At 34.3% G+C, this 17,612-nt stretch carries 20 protein-coding genes; 5 read left to right on the top strand and 15 right to left on the bottom strand.

Features of this window, described 5'->3' with window-relative positions; genetic code table 11:
• Positions 1 to 23: 23 nt before the first annotated feature.
• Positions 24 to 653, top strand: a complete 630-nt coding sequence (locus tag AC23MC_RS01100) for a response regulator transcription factor (RefSeq protein WP_248435508.1) — start codon at positions 24 to 26, stop codon at positions 651 to 653.
• Between the two features lie 40 nt (positions 654 to 693).
• Here the strand turns inward: AC23MC_RS01100 and dnaG are convergent, their stop codons facing one another.
• The 6 genes from dnaG to rlmN all read right to left on the bottom strand — a co-directional run bounded on the left by dnaG (position 694) and on the right by rlmN (position 7,595).
• Positions 694 to 2,682, bottom strand: a complete 1,989-nt coding sequence (gene dnaG, locus AC23MC_RS01105) for a DNA primase (RefSeq protein WP_487566393.1) — start codon at positions 2,680 to 2,682, stop codon at positions 694 to 696.
• Between the two features lie 126 nt (positions 2,683 to 2,808).
• Positions 2,809 to 3,921: a hypothetical protein gene (locus AC23MC_RS01110; protein ID WP_487566392.1), complete on the bottom strand. Its 1,113-nt coding sequence runs from the start codon at positions 3,919 to 3,921 to the stop codon at positions 2,809 to 2,811.
• Positions 3,922 to 3,957: 36 nt separating this feature from the next.
• Positions 3,958 to 4,635, bottom strand: a complete 678-nt coding sequence (locus tag AC23MC_RS01115) for a hypothetical protein (RefSeq protein WP_487566391.1) — start codon at positions 4,633 to 4,635, stop codon at positions 3,958 to 3,960.
• A complete protein-coding gene (locus tag AC23MC_RS01120) occupies positions 4,622 to 5,182 on the bottom strand; it encodes an RNA polymerase sigma factor (protein ID WP_487566390.1) in 561 nt (186 codons plus the stop codon). Before AC23MC_RS01120 ends, AC23MC_RS01115 begins: the two co-directional genes overlap by 14 nt.
• A gap of 332 nt (positions 5,183 to 5,514) precedes the next feature.
• On the bottom strand, positions 5,515 to 6,495 hold the full coding sequence (locus AC23MC_RS01125) for a polyprenyl synthetase family protein (protein ID WP_487566389.1): 981 nt from the start codon (positions 6,493 to 6,495) through the stop codon (positions 5,515 to 5,517).
• Between the two features lie 44 nt (positions 6,496 to 6,539).
• The gene (gene rlmN, locus AC23MC_RS01130) at positions 6,540 to 7,595 is read right to left on the bottom strand and encodes a dual-specificity RNA methyltransferase RlmN (RefSeq protein ID WP_487566388.1); all 1,056 of its coding nucleotides are present in this window, start codon (positions 7,593 to 7,595) and stop codon (positions 6,540 to 6,542) included.
• Positions 7,596 to 7,667: 72 nt separating this feature from the next.
• Here rlmN and AC23MC_RS01135 point away from each other — a divergent pair, with 72 nt between their 5' ends.
• Genes AC23MC_RS01135 through AC23MC_RS01145 form a run of 3 tightly spaced genes read left to right on the top strand, consistent with a single transcriptional unit; the run spans position 7,668 to position 8,891 of the window.
• The gene (locus AC23MC_RS01135) at positions 7,668 to 7,988 is read left to right on the top strand and encodes a hypothetical protein (RefSeq protein WP_487566387.1); all 321 of its coding nucleotides are present in this window, start codon (positions 7,668 to 7,670) and stop codon (positions 7,986 to 7,988) included.
• The gene (locus tag AC23MC_RS01140) at positions 7,981 to 8,247 is read left to right on the top strand and encodes a hypothetical protein (RefSeq protein ID WP_487566386.1); all 267 of its coding nucleotides are present in this window, start codon (positions 7,981 to 7,983) and stop codon (positions 8,245 to 8,247) included. The genes AC23MC_RS01135 and AC23MC_RS01140 overlap by 8 nt, the downstream gene beginning before the upstream one ends.
• Positions 8,248 to 8,249: 2 nt before the next feature.
• Positions 8,250 to 8,891, top strand: coding sequence for an O-methyltransferase (locus tag AC23MC_RS01145; RefSeq protein WP_487566385.1), 642 nt, complete (start codon positions 8,250 to 8,252; stop codon positions 8,889 to 8,891).
• Here AC23MC_RS01145 and AC23MC_RS01150 read toward each other — a convergent pair.
• From AC23MC_RS01150 to AC23MC_RS01190, 9 genes are all read right to left on the bottom strand, one after another.
• A complete protein-coding gene (locus tag AC23MC_RS01150; RefSeq protein WP_487566384.1) occupies positions 8,888 to 9,457 on the bottom strand; it encodes a phosphatase PAP2 family protein in 570 nt (189 codons plus the stop codon). The two genes, AC23MC_RS01145 and AC23MC_RS01150, sit on opposite strands and share 4 nt — an antisense overlap.
• A gap of 2 nt (positions 9,458 to 9,459) precedes the next feature.
• On the bottom strand, positions 9,460 to 9,807 hold the full coding sequence (locus tag AC23MC_RS01155) for a Sec-independent protein translocase subunit TatA/TatB (protein ID WP_487566383.1): 348 nt from the start codon (positions 9,805 to 9,807) through the stop codon (positions 9,460 to 9,462).
• A gap of 185 nt (positions 9,808 to 9,992) precedes the next feature.
• Positions 9,993 to 12,248 (bottom strand): M1 family metallopeptidase, encoded by a 2,256-nt coding sequence (locus AC23MC_RS01160; RefSeq protein ID WP_487566382.1) that lies wholly within the window; start codon positions 12,246 to 12,248, stop codon positions 9,993 to 9,995.
• A gap of 56 nt (positions 12,249 to 12,304) precedes the next feature.
• Positions 12,305 to 12,808, bottom strand: coding sequence for a DUF6702 family protein (locus AC23MC_RS01165; protein ID WP_487566381.1), 504 nt, complete (start codon positions 12,806 to 12,808; stop codon positions 12,305 to 12,307).
• A gap of 8 nt (positions 12,809 to 12,816) precedes the next feature.
• Complete coding sequence (bamP, locus tag AC23MC_RS01170) at positions 12,817 to 13,617, bottom strand: BamP family beta-barrel-assembly machinery protein (RefSeq protein WP_487566380.1); 801 nt, start codon at positions 13,615 to 13,617, stop codon at positions 12,817 to 12,819.
• Positions 13,607 to 14,320, bottom strand: coding sequence for a hypothetical protein (locus AC23MC_RS01175; RefSeq protein ID WP_487566379.1), 714 nt, complete (start codon positions 14,318 to 14,320; stop codon positions 13,607 to 13,609). The genes bamP and AC23MC_RS01175 overlap by 11 nt, the downstream gene beginning before the upstream one ends.
• The gene (locus AC23MC_RS01180; RefSeq protein WP_487566378.1) at positions 14,313 to 15,065 is read right to left on the bottom strand and encodes a hypothetical protein; all 753 of its coding nucleotides are present in this window, start codon (positions 15,063 to 15,065) and stop codon (positions 14,313 to 14,315) included. Before AC23MC_RS01180 ends, AC23MC_RS01175 begins: the two co-directional genes overlap by 8 nt.
• A complete protein-coding gene (locus tag AC23MC_RS01185) occupies positions 15,058 to 15,813 on the bottom strand; it encodes a carboxypeptidase-like regulatory domain-containing protein (protein ID WP_487566377.1) in 756 nt (251 codons plus the stop codon). Before AC23MC_RS01185 ends, AC23MC_RS01180 begins: the two co-directional genes overlap by 8 nt.
• On the bottom strand, positions 15,800 to 16,552 hold the full coding sequence (locus AC23MC_RS01190) for a hypothetical protein (protein WP_487566376.1): 753 nt from the start codon (positions 16,550 to 16,552) through the stop codon (positions 15,800 to 15,802). The genes AC23MC_RS01185 and AC23MC_RS01190 overlap by 14 nt, the downstream gene beginning before the upstream one ends.
• Before the next feature lie 126 nt (positions 16,553 to 16,678).
• On the opposite strand from AC23MC_RS01190, the gene pepE reads away from it, so the two are divergent.
• Positions 16,679 to 17,386, top strand: a complete 708-nt coding sequence (gene pepE / locus AC23MC_RS01195; RefSeq protein ID WP_487566375.1) for a dipeptidase PepE — start codon at positions 16,679 to 16,681, stop codon at positions 17,384 to 17,386.
• The last annotated feature ends 226 nt before the right edge of the window (positions 17,387 to 17,612 follow it).

Below are 17,612 nucleotides of genomic sequence, written 5' to 3' on the forward strand. Positions count from 1 at the left end.
TTTTAACTAAATACCACCCTATTATGATTAAAGTTTGTTTAGCCGATAATCAACCCGTTGTACACTTCGGAGTGAAATCGTACTTTAAAGACCATGCTGAAATAAGTATTGTAGGCCATGTTGGCAACTACAATATGATTTTGGATATGCTCAAAATTAAACCAATTGATATTTTAGTCTTAGACTTGGAACTTGAAGGGCTAACGAGTATTAACTTAGTTAAGTATATACTCAAAGAGTTTCCTAGTACTAAAATTATTATTTTCAGTAATTTATCTGAAAACATTTATGCTCCAAATGCTTTAAAAGCGGGTGTTTCTGCCTATTTGCACAAAACATCTAAATTAGAAACACTTGGAAACGTAATTGTGAAAGTAAATAATGGTGCTGTTATTTTTAACGATGCCATTAAGAAAAGTTTAGCTCTTATTGCTAAGCAAAACAAAAGCGAAAGATTGTACCGAAAACTTTCTAATAGAGAAATTGAGGTATTACGTTTTTTGAGTGACGGAAAAAAGAACAATGAAATTTCTAAAATTTTAGGACTGAACGAAAAAACCATCAGCACCTATAAATTACGATTACTCACAAAATTAAATGTAACGAATTTGGTAGACTTAGTTAATAAAGCAAAAACATTAGAGATTGTATAAAAATACTTAGAAAAAAGACCTCAAATTAGAGGTCTTTTTTTTAGTTATAATCCGAACGCATTCTGCCAATTCGGCGAGTGATGTTTACTTTTAGTTTGTTATAATCATTTATCATTGTTATAATTTCTTCAGGAGTAAATTCAGGAGTTTCTTGTTGAATTTGAAGCATCAATTCATGATTCAATTTATTGATTAGATATTCTCTAAATGTTACAATTGTTTCTGTTACCAATCGAGAAAGAATTTCTAAATCATCTTTTTCTTTTACAAAAACTTGCTTTTTATCCAACCATCCATGTAATTGATATTTTTCGTCGTTCATTAAAATATCGGTTACAACCTCAGCATGCTCAGGAATTAAATTATTGAGATAGTGATTTTTATCAAACAATTCATTTTGATGGAATTGAGCGACTAAATCAATATAAATTGCATTAAATATGGGATTGGCCAATTCAATTTCATCTTCTTGTAAACTTAAATAAATGCGTTCATAGATTTTGTGTTGCACTTTTTCAATGGTTTCAATTTCCTTTCCATTCTCATCAAATTGAATAAAAACATTTTCAAATTCTACTTCGTGATGACCATATAAAAGTAAAATTTCTAAAATTGATTTTTCTAATAAGGTAACCACATCAACTTTAGCAATAGCTTCAGTTGAATCATTTTTAACAACATCAAACGCCTTTTGCTCTTGTTTGAATTTTTTGTTAGCTTCAGACAAATCTTTTTGAGCCATTTGTGCCAAGGTGCTAAACAAAACATCCTCGGAAATATCCATGATTCGGCTACATTCCTGAATGTAGATTTCACGTTTAATTCGATCCGGAATTTTTGAAATACTAATCACCATATCCCGAATTAAATCGGCTTTTTTAATCGGATCATTCTTCGCATCCTGCATCAACAAAGACGCTTTGAACTGAATGAAATCTTTGGCATTTTCATCCAAATACTTTACCAATTCATCATACGGTGTTTTCTTAGCAAAACTATCCGGGTCGTCGCCATCAGGAAAAGAACAAACTTTCACGTTCATTCCTTCTTCCAAAATCAAGTCAATTCCTCGAATAGAAGCTCGTAAACCCGCCGCATCACCATCAAAAAGTACCGTAATATTTTTCGTTAATCGATTAATTAATCGAATTTGGTTAGGCGTTAAAGCCGTTCCTGATGAAGAAACAACATTTTCAATTCCGGCTTGATGCATTTGAATCACATCGGTATAACCTTCTACCAAAAAACAATTGTCGAGTTTTGCAATGGATTGTTTGGCGTGAAAAATTCCGTAAAGCACATTACTTTTATGGTAAATTTCACTTTCGGGAGAATTCAGATATTTGGCCGCTTTTTTATCATTTGTCAAAATTCTACCACCAAAACCGAGCACTCTTCCCGACATACTTTGAATGGGAAACATCACACGACCTTTGAATCGGTCAAATTGCTTGTCTTCACCCACAATGGTTAGTCCGGTTTTTTCAAGAAATTCTAATTTATACGCTTTCCCGAGAGCTTCTTTGGTCAAAGCATCCCAAGTATTTGGTGAATAACCTAAATTGAATTTTTTGATTGTTTCATTTGAAAAACCGCGTTCTTTAAAATACGATAATCCAATAGCCTTGCCCTCTTCTTCTTCCCACAAAACATATTGAAAATACTTACTCGCAAATTCGGAAACCAAATACATGCTCTCTTTTTCATTGGCAACCAACTTATCTTCGTCACTGGAAACGGTTTCTTCAATTTCGATATTGTATTTTTTTGCTAAATACCTAATTGCTTCCGGAAACGAAAAATGCTCGTGTTCCATCAAAAATGTAACTGAATTTCCGCCTTTTCCCGTACTAAAATCTTTCCAAATTTGCTTTACCGGAGAAACCATGAAAGAAGGTGATTTTTCATTGGAAAACGGACTCAAGCCTTTCATATTACTACCGGCACGTTTGAGTTGCACAAAATCACCAATCACCTCCTCAACTCGGGCGGTTTCAAAAACTAAATCGATGGTATTTTGCTTAATCATTGGTGTTTTTTCGTAGCCTGTAAAAGTACAATTCAGTTTTTAAAAATAAGGAATTAAAACAATAAAAAAAAGGTGCTTCTTGACGAAAACACCTTTCAAACAAATGTATGCTAACTCAAACAAATTTTAATTGAAATCGAAACGCAAACCTAACGAAATGTTGTTTTGATCGATGGTATTGTTTTTAAACATTGGATTTAAATCGTATTTTAAATACAAACTTGTGGCACGATAACCGATGTAAGTTGATAAACCATAGGTAAAATCAGACGTGTTGAAATCGCCTTTTTCTTTTATTTTTACATGACCATCATTGTCGTCATACTTTAAAATCTGTTTCGATTTGATGTTAAATCCGGCATATCCACCTATTCCAAGTCGAACACTTTTGTGTGATCTAAATCGGGCATCTCCGTTTTCATTAACTGTTTTTGGTGTAAAATCAAATTCTAAATGTAGCGGTAAAACCAAACTTACATTTCTAAAACGACTTTCTTTTAAATCCACATCAAATTCTCGCAAATTGGTTTGTTCGCCCTCTTTCACGTAGTAACGATTATCGGTCGGACGCAAATTATTATACATCAAAGACAAACCATATTTGGCATGCAATAAGTTATTGTTTTTGAAAATTCTGGTGTTATAAGTCAAACCCCATTCATAAAAATGTGAACCCCAAACGCGGTAATCGCTGTCTTCCAACGAACCGGTGTCGCCATCTGTCACAAGATTATTTAATCCGAAGGCAAACACAAATTGAGAAGTAGTTCGTTTAGAATTTCTTTTGTATTTTTCTTTTTCTCCTTTGAAAATTTTCATCGAACCAATATTAATTTCAGTATGATCTTCTCCAATAGAATCATTTGCACTGGAACCCAGAATAATAGTGGTTCCGCCTCTTACCTTTTCTTCGGAATGTTTTACTTTCCCATCAACTGCATCTTTTATCAGTTGTTGCAATTTAGCTTCTTCGATGGCTACTTTTTCTTCAATGTTTTTAGCTCTCAATTCGGCTGCTTTTCGTTTTTCAGCATCTGCTTTTTCAGTTGAAATTGTTCCGTTTTCTAACAACTTGTTGATGTCTTCTACTTCATTTTTAAGAGCTTCTTTTTCTTCAGAAGTAATCTTTTTAATGTTTTCAGAAATGGTTTTTGCTCTGTCATCAAATGTTTCCTGACTATACATTTGGGTAACTAACGTGCATAGCAATATTGCTGCATAAAGAATAATTTTTTGCATAATTTAAAAATTTAACTGTTCGTGATTTGATTGTTTTTACTCGTAATTTCGATTGGCCAAGGTTGACTTTACCGAATTGTATTTTTTGTTTATCGATTGAATAACTTTATCTCTAAATGTTTCATCTACTTCTTTTTCTGCCGAGGAAAGCAACGCATTTGCATCAACTTTTACAGTTGGTTTTTTTGAAATGTTTGGAATTTCAATCTTTTCTCCTGTTTCAATTTCGGCCAAAAGTGATTCGGCATTAATGTATTTGGGTGCGGATATTTTAGGTTGATTTTCAACAATTATTTCCTCTTTTTTTGAATGATTATCCAATAAATAATCCTTTTTTGGATTGATTTCAGAAGATGGCTTTTCTATTTTTTTTGTTGATTGATGAACGACTGCTTCTTCATCTTTAACTTCTGAAAAATTATTTTCTATTTTAGAAGTTGTTTCATTTTGAATTGTTTCAGTTTCACTTTCTAACACAATTGGGTTAGATGGAATTACATTATCTGTTGAATTTTCTTTGTTCATCATAAAAACTCCAATTAGCGTAAACCCAACAAAAACTGCCGCAATAGAAAGCCACTTGTAACTTCTTTTAGGTTTTTGTTCTTCTACCGAAAGCATCGCATCCAAACGATCCCAAGCGTTTGAAGAAGGTTGAATCTCTCGTTGATTCAACTTTTCTTTTATTTGTTTATCTATATTATTCGGTTCCATTTTCGTAATTTTTTAACTTGTTAATCTGATTTTGAAGCATCTTTCTGGCGTGTGACAATTGCGATTTTGATGTTCCTTCATTAATTCCCAGCATTTCGGCAATTTCTTGATGTTTATATCCTTCAATGGCATAGAGATTAAAAATCATCTTATAACCATCCGGTAAACTATCGATGAGAAACTGAATATCATCAACCGAAAATTTGCTTTCAATATCATTATGCCTTTCTTCAAAAAAAGTTTCGTCTTCAATAAATTTCACTTGCTTTTGAACTCTGATAAACGAAATGCATTCATTAATCATAATTCGTCTAACCCAACCTTCAAAACTACCTTTGTGTTCGAAATTTTTTAAACTTGAAAAAACTTTCATAAAAGCGGTAATCATGACATCTTCTGCTTGTTGCAAATCCTTAATATATTGTCTGCAAACTCCCAACATTTTTGGCGAAAATTTTGTGTAAATCTGATGTTGAGCATGCCGATTATTTTCGACAGCCAATCGGATTGTGTTTTTCTCGTCTTGATGTAAGTTGATTACTTTCATTTTTTTAGGTAATTGGTAAATGGTAATGGGTTATTGGTCATTTCCGTTTAACAATTTGTTTAAAATCAGATTCTATAGTTATAGACGAATGAAGTTTGAATTTAGTTGCATGGGTTTTGAAAAAAAAATGAAAAAAATTGCAAATAACTAAAATTCAATGATTTAAAAATAACAAAAAATAGTTAAGCATGATAAACTTTTATTTCAAAAACAGTTTTTGCCTACTTCGCAGGAGATTTTTATTTCGACTTCGTTATCTTGCAAAATGACAAAACTGTGACTGCAACTAAAAACTGTGACTGTGACTGCGACTGAAAACTGCAAACTAAACACTACTTCTTCCTCTCAATCACATAATTCACCATCAAAATCAAAGCATCTTTATAAGGTGATGTTGGAAAGTGATTCAATAACTGGAGAGCTTCTTGTTGGTAAGAAACCATTTTTTCTTCTGCATAAACCAGTCCGTTGCTTTGTTTAACAAAATTGATTACCTCTTTTACTCTTTTCTTATCTTTATTGTGGTTTTTAACGGAATTGATAAGCCAACTTTTTTCTTTTGGCGTACAATTATTTAAAGTATAAATCAGTGGCAACGTCATTTTTTGCTCTTTGATGTCAATTCCGGTGGGTTTTCCGATGGCATCGTCGGTATAATCAAACAAGTCGTCTTTAATTTGAAATGCCATCCCGATCAATTCACCAAATTTTCGCATCCGTTCTACGATTTCCTGATTCTCGGGTAAAACAGAACAAGCTCCAAGCGAGCAACAAGCAGCAATTAACGTAGCGGTTTTTTGGCGGATGATTTCATAATAAATATCTTCTGTAATATCTAATCTTCGGGCTTTCTCGATTTGAAGTAATTCGCCCTCACTCATTTCACGAACGGCAACTGAGATAATTTTTAATAAATCAAAATCATTGTTATCAATAGAAAGCAGTAATCCTTTGGATAATAAAAAATCGCCTACCAAAACGGCAATTTTATTTTTCCACAAGGCATTAATAGAGAAAAATCCACGACGACGATTGCTGTCGTCTACCACGTCGTCGTGCACCAAGGTTGCTGTGTGAATTAATTCGATAACCGAAGCACCGCGATACGTTCGCTCGTTTACCAAACCTTCCGAAACCATTTTGGCAGTTAAGAAAACAAACATCGGACGCATTTGTTTTCCTTTTCTGTTTACGATATAATAAGTGATTCTGTTGAGCAACGCCACTTTGGAAGACATCGAATCGTAGAACTTCTTTTCAAAAAGTTCCATCTCTTTGATGATGGGTTGCTTAATTTGCTCGGTGATTTTCATGAAAGTTCAAAGATAGGTAGAAAGTTAGAAAATCACAACTGGAATTATTCAGATACAGCTTCATTTTTATTCGCCAATTGACCACAAGCGGCATCAATATCTTTTCCGCGGCTTCTTCGCACTTTTGCAATTACGCCAATTTTGTCTAATGCTTTCACATATTCGTCAAGAGCAGCATCCGAAGCTTGTTGAAACATTCCATCATCAATCGGATTATATTCAATTAAATTGACTTTGCACGGCACGTATTTACAAAATTTCACCAAGGCATCAATCGATTTTTTATCGTCGTTGATTCCTTTCCAAACCACATATTCATAAGTGATTTTACTTTTGGTTTTTTGATACCAATACTCCAAACTTTCACGCAATTCTTTCAGCGGAAAACTTTTGGAAAACGGCATAATTTCAGCACGAATTTCATCAATTGCAGAATGTAGCGAAACAGCTAGTTTGAATTTTACTTCTTCATCGGCCATTTTTTTAATCATTTTCGGAATTCCGGAAGTGGAAAGTGTGATTCGTTTAGGCGACATTCCTAATCCTTCCGGCGAAGTAATCATTTCGATGGCTTTGATGACGTTGTTATAATTCATCAATGGTTCGCCCATTCCCATAAAAACTATGTTAGAAAGCGGTCGTTCAAAATACAAACGACTTTCGTTGTCGATAGCTACGACTTGGTCGTAAATTTCGTCGGGATTTAAATTTCGCATTCGCTTTAAACGAGCGGTGGCACAAAAATTACAATCTAAACTACAACCTACTTGACTGGAAACGCAAGCGGTGGTTCGGGTTGCGGTGGGAATTAAAACGCTTTCAACCACCAAACCATCATACAGACGAACGGCGTTTTTAACAGTTCCGTCTTCGCTGCGTTGCATTTGATCTACTTTGATGTGGTTAATGACAAAATTATCTTCCAACATTTGACGGGTTTCTTTGGAAACATTTGTCATATCTTCAAAAGAATATACTTTTTTGCTCCACAACCATTCATACACTTGATTGCCTCGAAAAGCTTTGTCGCCATTGGCTACAAAAAAATCCCGTAGTTGTATTTTGGTTAATGCCCGAATGTCTTTTTTGGTGGTATTCATAGTGCAAATTTAGGTTAATTTGACGATTTGTATAATTTTGTTTTGTATTTTTGATATATAAACTTTTTTGCAATGAATATAAATGAACTTAAATTAGAAATTATACGCCTTATTCTCAAAGTAGAAGATGAAACCGTTCTGCTTGCAATCCAAAAAATTATTGAAAATAAGTTTGAAACTTCTGAACCTCCATTATCTTTAGTGGAAGAACCAACTGAGAAAATACTTTCTGAAACCGAAAACAAAATCATTGGCTATGATGCGGATGGAAAAGCATTAAATCTTTCAGATTATAATAAAAAAGTTGAAGAAGGTCTAAACGACATTAAAAACAACAGAGTAATAAGTCAAGAAAAATTAGAAAAAGAAATTGAAAGTTGGTATAATGAATAACTATTCGATTTTTTGGACTTTGAATTCCCGTAATGATTTGAACAAAATAAAAAACAATATTTCCAAATCATTGATGATTAGATTAATTAATGCTCCAAAAGAAATTAATTTTGCAGAACAATTTCAAATTGATGAATATAGAAATGATTGCAGAAGAATAATCGATGACAATTTCAAACTACTTTATCAATATTCAAATCATACCATTTTTATAATTCGCGTTTTTAATTCACGCCACAATCCAGAAAAAAGTAAATAACTATGCATTTCCTTTCCGAAGATTTAGAAGATTACGTCACAGCTCATTCACAAGATGAACCGGCATTATTGGCACAATTAAATAAAGAAACGTATCAGAAAATTTTATTGCCACGTATGTTGAGTGGTCATTTTCAGGGACGGGTTTTGAGTATGTTGTCAAAATTAATTCGACCTACTTCTATTTTGGAAATTGGAACGTATACCGGTTATGCCACCTTATGTTTATGCGAAGGAATGCAAAAAAACGGCATCGTTCATACCATTGATATTAAAGAAGAATTAGTTGATTTTCAACGAAAATATTTTAACAAATCGCCTTGGGGAAGTCAGATTGTGCAACATTTGGGTGAAGCTGTGGATATCATTCCAACTTTAGAAACAAAGTTTGATTTGGTTTTTATTGATGCGGATAAAGAAAACTACCTCAACTATTATGAATTGATTGTGCCGAAAATGAACAAAGGCGGTATTATTTTATCGGATAATGTGTTGTGGTCCGGAAAAGTGGTTGAACTTTTGAAAGAAGGCGATTTAAGTACGAAAATCTTATTAGAATACAACCAAAGATTAAAAAATGACCCAAGAGTGGAAACCGTTTTGTTACCTATTCGAGATGGATTAACTGTTAGTCGGGTGCTTTAATTGGTCGGGAAATACTTAGGTTGCATTATTTTATAAATACGATAAAACAACGTTCCGGTAAAAATTCCGAAGATGTAGCCTGAAATAATATCCGCAGGAAAATGCAATCCGAGATAAATGCGGCTGTAAGCAAAAATTAACGGAAAAAGGAATAACAAAAACAAATACTTGAAGTGCTTTCTGAAAAGCAAAAAGATAAAAGTGGTTGTTGCCATTGAATTGGATGCATGACCGGAAAAATAGCCAAACGATTTTCTTGCCCAACCTTCTTTTACTCTTATCAATCCTTCTAAGGTTGGATCGTTACATGGGCGAAGTCGTTCAAACATGTATTTGGCAAGATTAGTTAATTGGTCTGTGAATGTAATTAAAGCCGCCAAAAAAAGTAGTAAAATTCCAAATTGTTTCCAGCCAATTTTTTTGATGATGAAGTAGAAAACAAAAATAAATATGGGCGACCAATAGATTTGTTTGGTAATGATTAACCAAAATCCGTCCCATTGCTCTGAGCCTAAATTATTGAGAAAAAGAAATAAATCTTTGTCGAGTTGAATGATTTCTTCCAAGGTTAAAATTGTCTTTTGATGGGTCCGGTAATTTGTTCAATGTCTTCTTTGGCTTTTTCTATTTCGGTTGTAAAATTGGTGTCAACTCCTGTTGTTGAATTGACTGTGCTGTTAAAACTTTGTTTTACTTTATCAATTTCTTCCGAAATTCCGCCGGTTAAGCTGTTGGCATCTATTCCGTTGGCTTCGGCACTTTTTGTGATTTCGCTTTTAATATCATCGGTGGCGTGTTTCAATTGACGAAACATTTTACCTAAAGTTCTGGCTATTTCGGGGATTTTATCGGATCCGAAAAGCATGAGTACCACTAATATGATGAGTATGAATTCTCCTCCTCCTATTCCAAACATAATACTATTGTTGTTTTGACTGCAAATGTACGAAGATTTTTTAGCCCTGATAGTAGCGGAAATCCTTGAAGCGAAAAAAAGTATATTTTTCTTAACCCAAAAAAGCGACCAACGGAAGCTCTTTTTGGGTTTTAGAAAATAACTTTTTTTGCTGAAAGATTGCAGCGGATAGCAGGATTAGCTTCTTATTTTGATTTATCTAATTCGTCAAATTTTGATTTTACGGCTTCTTTTGGCCACGTATTATTGGTTACATCAATGTCGGCTGTTTCTAATTTTGGATCGAGCTGAATTTTTTTAATTGGCTTTTCTGTGGCAAAAACTCTCGTGGCTGTTTGATTGCTTTTTCGCAAAATTTGTGCCGGGAAATGATGAGTTTCTGATGTTCCGTCTTCAAATTGTAACTCAACGATAATTGGCATTATCATTCCGCCCGGTTTATCAAATTCTACTTCGTAGAAATATTTTGGCGATTTTAATTTTGCCTTTTCTTCGGCTGTGAATTTGGTTGAAATAAAGTCGTTCAGCGAACTGATATCTTCTTTTGCCAATGCTTTTTTACGTTCATTTTTAAGTTCTTTATGATTGGAATCTACCAAATAAACGTAGGGTCCGTTGGCTGTTCCAAAACGACCTCTGCGGGCTTTCACATCTTTCAATTCGGCCGTTGGTTCATCGGTTACGAAATATTGTTTGACTTCTTTGATTCCGATATCAACGTAATCGGTGGAGAAAAACCAGCCTCGCCAAAACCAATCTAAATCAACGGCAGAAGCATCTTCCATGGTTCTGAAAAAATCTTCCGGAGTTGGATGTTTGAATTTCCAGCGGTTGGCGTAGGTTTTGAATGCGTGGTCAAACAACTCGCGACCCATAATGGTTTCACGCAAAATATTTAATCCGGTTGCGGGTTTAGAATAGGCATTGGCTCCAAATTGGTGAATGCCTTCAGAGTTGGACATAATGGGTTCTAAAAATCGTTGGTCTCCACTCATATATGGAACGATTTTACTCGCCGGCCCGCGACTTGATGGATAATTTTCCATGAAATCCTGTTCTGCTAAATACTGCAAAAATGTGTCTAAACCTTCGTCCATCCAAGACCATTGACGTTCGTCTGAATTGACAATCATTGGAAAATAATTGTGTCCGACCTCGTGAATAATTACGCTAATCATTCCATATTTGATGCGGTCTGACACAAATCCGTTAGCATCGGGACGGCCATAATTCCAACAAATCATTGGGTATTCCATTCCTTGATCTTCGGCTGAAATTGAAATGGCTTTATGGTAAGGATAATCGAATGTGTGACGTGAATAAGTTACTAATGTTTGGGCCACTGCTCGGGTTGAAAATTCTTCCCACAACGGATTACTTTCGTTTGGATAAAGTGAAATTGCCATGACGTTTTTAGTGTCTAATTTCACAGCCATAGCATCATAAATGAATTTTCGGGAAGTTGAAAAGGCATAATCACGCACGTTTTCTGCCCTGAATTTCCACGTTTTTGTTTTGGTAGAAAAGCCTTTTTCATTGGCTTTTGCTTCTTCGGGTGTGATGATTAAAACCGGTTTATCAAATGTTTTTTCAGCTTGTTCATAGCGTTTGATTTGCTCTGAGGTAAAAACGTCTTTTCGATTGAGCAAAACGCCGGTTGCTTCCAGAACGTGATCGGCGGGAACGGTGATGTTGACGTCATAATTTCCGAAAGGAAGAGCAAATTCGCCACGTCCCCAAAATTGCATATTTTGCCAACCTTCTACATCATTATACACTGCCATTCTTGGGAAAAATTGAGCAATAACGTACAATCTGTTGCCGTCTTTTTCGAATTCTTCGTAGCCGGAACGACCACCATCTATTCTGTAATTATTGATGTTGTACCACCATTTGATAGAGAAAGAAACTTTTTGATTTGGTTTTAATGGCGTTGGCAAATTAATTCGCATCATTGTTTGATTGATGGTATGCGAAAGTGGTTTTCCGGCCGCATCGTGAACATAATCGATGTTGAATCCGCCATCGAAACCCTCATTCATATATTTTTTTACGAAACCATCAACCGGCATTGCACCATCCATTTTTTGGCTTTCGATTAATGGCGTTTTTGATTGACGGGAACGCATATTTTGGTCTAATTGAACCCATAAATATTCTAGTTCATCAGGAGAATTATTGTGATAGGTAATGGTTTCAACACCATCTAAACGTTTGTTTTTATCATCAAGAACTATATCCATTTTATAGTCGGCTTGCTGTTGATAATAAGCAGGACCCGGTGCACCGGAAGCCGTTCTGAACATATTGGGCGTTGCCAATAAATCATATAGTTGGCTGAATTTATTGGTGTCATAATGACCTGGCTCGCGTTTGGTTTCGGTTTTTTCCTGAGCAAATAACAATGCCGGGAGCAAACCCAAAAATAAAAACTTCTTCATGCTTGTTTTTTTGAATCGTCTAAAATAAACATTTTACAAATGCTGTTAACTATTTATCAATATTTTAACAACTCTTCACGATTTTCAAAAGTAAGCAAAGCACTTAACTTTTTACCTGAAATTTGGGTGTGAATGATGTGTTGTTGTTCGGGAAGGAAGTCAAAAAGTGTGGTGTTTTTTATTTCTAACGAATTAATTTTAGAAACGTCTCGAATCACATGATATAATATAATCACATCATCTTCGACTTCTTTGTCTAAATAAACGGTTGGCTTTGATTTACTATTGACTTTTATTGAAAAATTTTCATTGAAATAATTCTTCATAAGCTGAATTTCTTCTTCTGATTCTTTGGTTGATCCGATATAAAATTTCTTTTTGTGCTTTTTTTCTAATGCATTATTCAAATCATCAATAAAAATTCGGCTGGTAATTTGAATTGCTTTTTTGTCTTGAGCAAAATTAATTTGCGTGACAGAAACATAAAATTTATGCATTTCAAACGATGAAATGGCAAGCGAACATATAATCAAAAAAAGTAGAAAACGTTTATTTTTCATAGCGAAAATTAATCTTTTGGAAGGTTTTTGTATTCTTTACTTTTGCTGATTAAAAAATCAATTAAATCGATTTCTTTGTCAGTTGCCAATAGTTTTCTGACTTTAGGATCGGAGTCGCAATAATTGAGAAACAACCCAATTTCTTCTTGTTTTAAACCTAAGGTTTCAGTGAAAAAATGATAAGTGAATTTGTCTTTCACTGCTTCTTGGAAATTTTTATTCGATGTAAAAACAATGGGCTGATTTTTACTTTTTTCGTATCCAAAAAGTTTGCCAACCAACTTTCCTATTTTTACAAAATCCATCCCATACGGAATAGACAAATCACTCGGCATAGCGGTATTGAATTGTGTTGATTGAAAATCTTTTTCCATTTGCATATCGGCAATCTCTCTGCCATTAAACGCACTTTGTTTATCTGTCACTTTGATGTTTTTGGCATCTTTTTCTAAGTCACCTGTTAATGTTGAAGGTGTCACAATTACTTCGTCCAATTCGTTTATGAATTCTTCCAATTTAATTTTTAGAACGATTACTTTAAGATCATTTTCAGTTAAAACTAATTTTTTTGATTTAAAAATCACACTCGAAAAAACCAAGGTATCAGAAGGTCTGGCATACATAGTAAAAAACCCCAAATTATCGGTTACCGCTCCTTTGTTTGAAGAAATATTAAACACTGTGACATTATCGATGGCCGTAGCTTCGGAAATAATTTGCCCTTTTATAATTTCTCTAGAGCCCAATTGTGCAAAAGAAAATTGAGCAAAAAGTAAAGTCAGTAAGAGTAGTAGTTTGTTATTTTTCATTGTTTAAATAGTTTAAAAAGTCTTGTGCCAATTCGCCTAACAAAAAGGTGACACGTGATTTATTTTTGGCTTGTATGGCTTGGGCTAAATCAATATCTTCCACCACATAAAATTTGAATCCTTTTACATATTCCGTTGGAATTTTAAATGTATTTGAAAAATCTGTGTCTTCAAAATTATCATCTAACCAAATGATCATGAATTCTTTTTTTTCAATTTGAACTTCATTTTTCAACATTTTTGTTCTCCCCGAAATCCAATTGAGCACTATATCAACCGGGCCAGATGAAGCTGCTCGCAACCTTCGCTCGGCAGGTGTATATGATTTTGGTGTGTAATTTATTATGCCTAAATCTTTTGCATTAATTCTGGAATAATCTGTGACTACCACTTCATCCAATTCACTTACTTTGGCGGTCATTACAACGTCAATTTTTTCTGTTTTAATATCATTTGCCGAAATACTTTTTCGCCAATAATTCAAATGAACAGCAGAAAAAACAATCAAATCATCTTCTTTTACATCCAACCAAAATTCACCTTTTTCATTGGTAATAGTTGCCTTTTCTGAAACCAAATTGGTAACATGAATACCTTCTGCGGAAGCGTTTTCAACTTTTACAACACCATAAATTGTTTTTTGACCATAGCTAAAAACCGTGGTTAAAATTGAGATTATAAGATACAAAAAAAATCTATTCATCGGTGTTAAGGTACGTTAAAAATTCATCTGCTAATTTAGAAATACGCAAACTTCCATTAGTAGTATCATTGGAATTAAGGTAATTTATAAATTCGTCATCATAAACAACAAAAACTTTGAATCCGTTTATATATTCTTCCGGAATAGTTAGCTGATTGATGTAAAATTCGTTTTCATACCAATCGTTCAACTTTTTTAGCAATAATTCCTTTTTTTCAATTTCAACCTCTTTTTTTAATTGATTGGTTCGTCCGCTAATTTGATTAATAAGCCCGTCAACGCTCATTCCGCCTAACGGAATTAAAAGCGGACTGTACCACTTAAATTTTTCAGCGGTTCGCAATCTTCTTTCTGCCGGAGTATATTTTTTAGGTTTATAATCAATAATTCCCAAATCTTGAGCATTAATTTTGGTGTATTCCGTCACAACCACTTCTTCTAATTTTTGTTCTTTTATGGTCATAATCACCTCAATAAAGCCAATTTTGATATCGTTTTCCGAAATACTTTTTCGCCAATAGTTCAAATGAACAGCAGAAAAAACTAGTAAATCGTCTTCTTTTACCTCCAACCAAAATTCACCTTTTTCATTGGTAATCGTTGCTTTTTCTGAGACTAAATTAGTGACATGAATACCTTCTGCGGAAGCGTTTTCAACTTTTACAATACCACGAATCTGTTTTTGGCTGTATGCAAAAACAGTTAGTTGAAAAAAGAATATTGAAAAAAATAAAATTCTATTCATCGGCATTCAGTTTAACTAAAAAATCTTCTGCTAATTTTATAATTCGAAAATTACCTAGCTCTTTGCTATTAGAATTCAAATGACCCGTTAATTCCTCATCATACACAATGTAATATTTGAATCCGTCAACATATTCTTCGGGAATTTTTAATTCATTAATATAAAATTGATTTTGATTCCAATTATCTAATTTGATGCGGAGAAATTCTTTTCTTTCCACTTCTAATTCAGACTTTAGCATTTTTGTTCTGCCGGAAATCCAATTAAACAAAGGATCCAACGAAATTGATCCGCCCACCATTGTTCCTGCTCCCAACGTTGGATCTAAATCGGTTGCGGTTTTCAATCTACGTTCTGCCGGTGTATAGCTTTTCGGTTTATAATTAATGATTCCCAAATTCTGTGCATTGATTTTGGTATATTCGGTTACAACAACTTCTTCTAATTTTATATCTTTTGACGTAATTTCCACTTCAATAAAACCATTTTTAATGTCTTTTGCCGAAACACTCTTTCGCCAATAATCCAAATGAACAGCAGAAAAAACAAGTAAATCATCTTCGCTAACATCAATAAAAAACTCACCGTTTGCATTAGTCACAGCCGTTTTTTCTGTAACCAAATTAATCACATGAACACCTTCTGCCGATTGCTCTTTCACCACAACTTTTCCTTTTATTGTTGTTTGTGAAAATAGCAAAGGAACCCAAAATAAAAAACCGATTAGTACAATTTTACTTTTGCTCATCGAGCAGGTTATTTTTATATTTTTCTGCTAATTCTCCTATCAAAAAAGTGGCCAAATTTTTATTATCACGTTTTATTGAATTAATAAAATTAGCATCTTCCACGATAAAGAAACGGAAACCATTCAAATATTCCAAAGGAAGCGACAATTTTTGTGTCAAAAACGCATCGTCAAAAAGTTCCTTTATTTTGTCAATTAAATGTACTTTTCCTTCTGTTTCCAACGCTTTTTTGAGCATCGCGGTTCTTCCTGAAAACATATTAATAATCGGATCTACAGAAAAAGAAGTATTTAACCCCACTTGTGAATTGGATTTGGATGCTGCATTATACCGTCTTTCAGCCGGCGTATAACTTTTTTGTCCTTTTGGGATGATTCCTAAACTCACCGCATTGATGTTTGGATAAGCTTGCACAATCACTTCTGCAAATTGCTCCGTTACATTTTCCATTTTCACAATGAGCAAATCGCTTTGCCAATTTTCATCATCCAAAACTACTTCTAAACCAACCAAATGCACGGCAGAAAAAACCAAAGTATCGCCTTTTTTAGCCTGAATCGTAAAATAGCCTTCTTTGGAAGAAACAGAGCCTCGTTCGGTTCTAAGATTAATAATGTGAATATCCTGAAACTGATTAGAATCTGTTATAATTTTACCTTTGCACACCTTCGAAATCGTGTCCTGCGACCAACTCAGCGAGGTAAATAACATTAAAAGGAAGAAGTAATTTTTGGTCATCTAAATCATATTTAAAGTAAAAGTATTACAAATGCTTCCCAAGAATTTCCCAACAACTTTGTAATTTTTTGTTAATCTGATGAAAATCCAATCGCATCGATGCGTATTTTTGTAAAAACAATACACATGAAAAACCTACTTATTGCGAGCACTTCTACTCTTCATGGCGGCAATTACCTCGAGTATTTATTGCCCGAATTACAACTTCATTTTGCCCAATGCAAAACCATTTTGTTTGTGCCGTATGCCAGACCGGGCGGAATCTCGCATGATGATTACACCTTAAAAGTAAAAACATTTTTTGCCTTGTTAAACAAAGAAGTGAGAGGTTTACATGAATTCAATAACCCAAACGAAGCGATCGAAAAAGCGGAAGGTATTTTTACCGGAGGCGGAAACACATTTTTGTTAGTAACGCAATTGCATCAAAACAACCAAATGCAAACCCTCAAAAAAGCCATTGAAAACGGCACACCTTATTTGGGAACCAGTGCCGGAAGCAACATTTGCGGCCTCACGATGCAAACCACCAACGACATGCCGATTATTTATCCGCCGAGTTTTGAAACGTTGGGAGCCATTCCGTTTAATTTGAATCCCCATTACTTGGATGCCGATTTGCAGTCGAAACACATGGGCGAAACACGCGAAACACGCATTAAAGAATTCCATCAATTCAACACTCAATCGGTTATTGGTTTGCGAGAAGGCAGCTGGTTGGATGTAAAAGGCGAGCAAATAATTTTAAAAGGATCATTATCCGCAAGATTGTTTCGTCAAAATCAAGAAACGATTGAAGTGGAAAGCGGAAGCGAAATGAAGGTATTTCAATAACAATGGCAATTGCAAAAATCAAAATTCTAATTTCTGACTTCTAATTTCATTTTGGGCGTGCCCCTCCGTAAACTCCGGGTCGGGCTATTCGCTGCAAGTCCTCGCCCCAACTCCGCAAGCTACGTTGTTGCTGTGGACTTTCCGCTGCTATCCCTCACCTTTACTTTGCAAAGTGTTTTAATTTAGAATTTCAAAAGGAGTTAATTAGAAAAAGTTTAAATTTATT

The organism is Flavobacterium sp. T50_26, assembly GCF_057652995.1.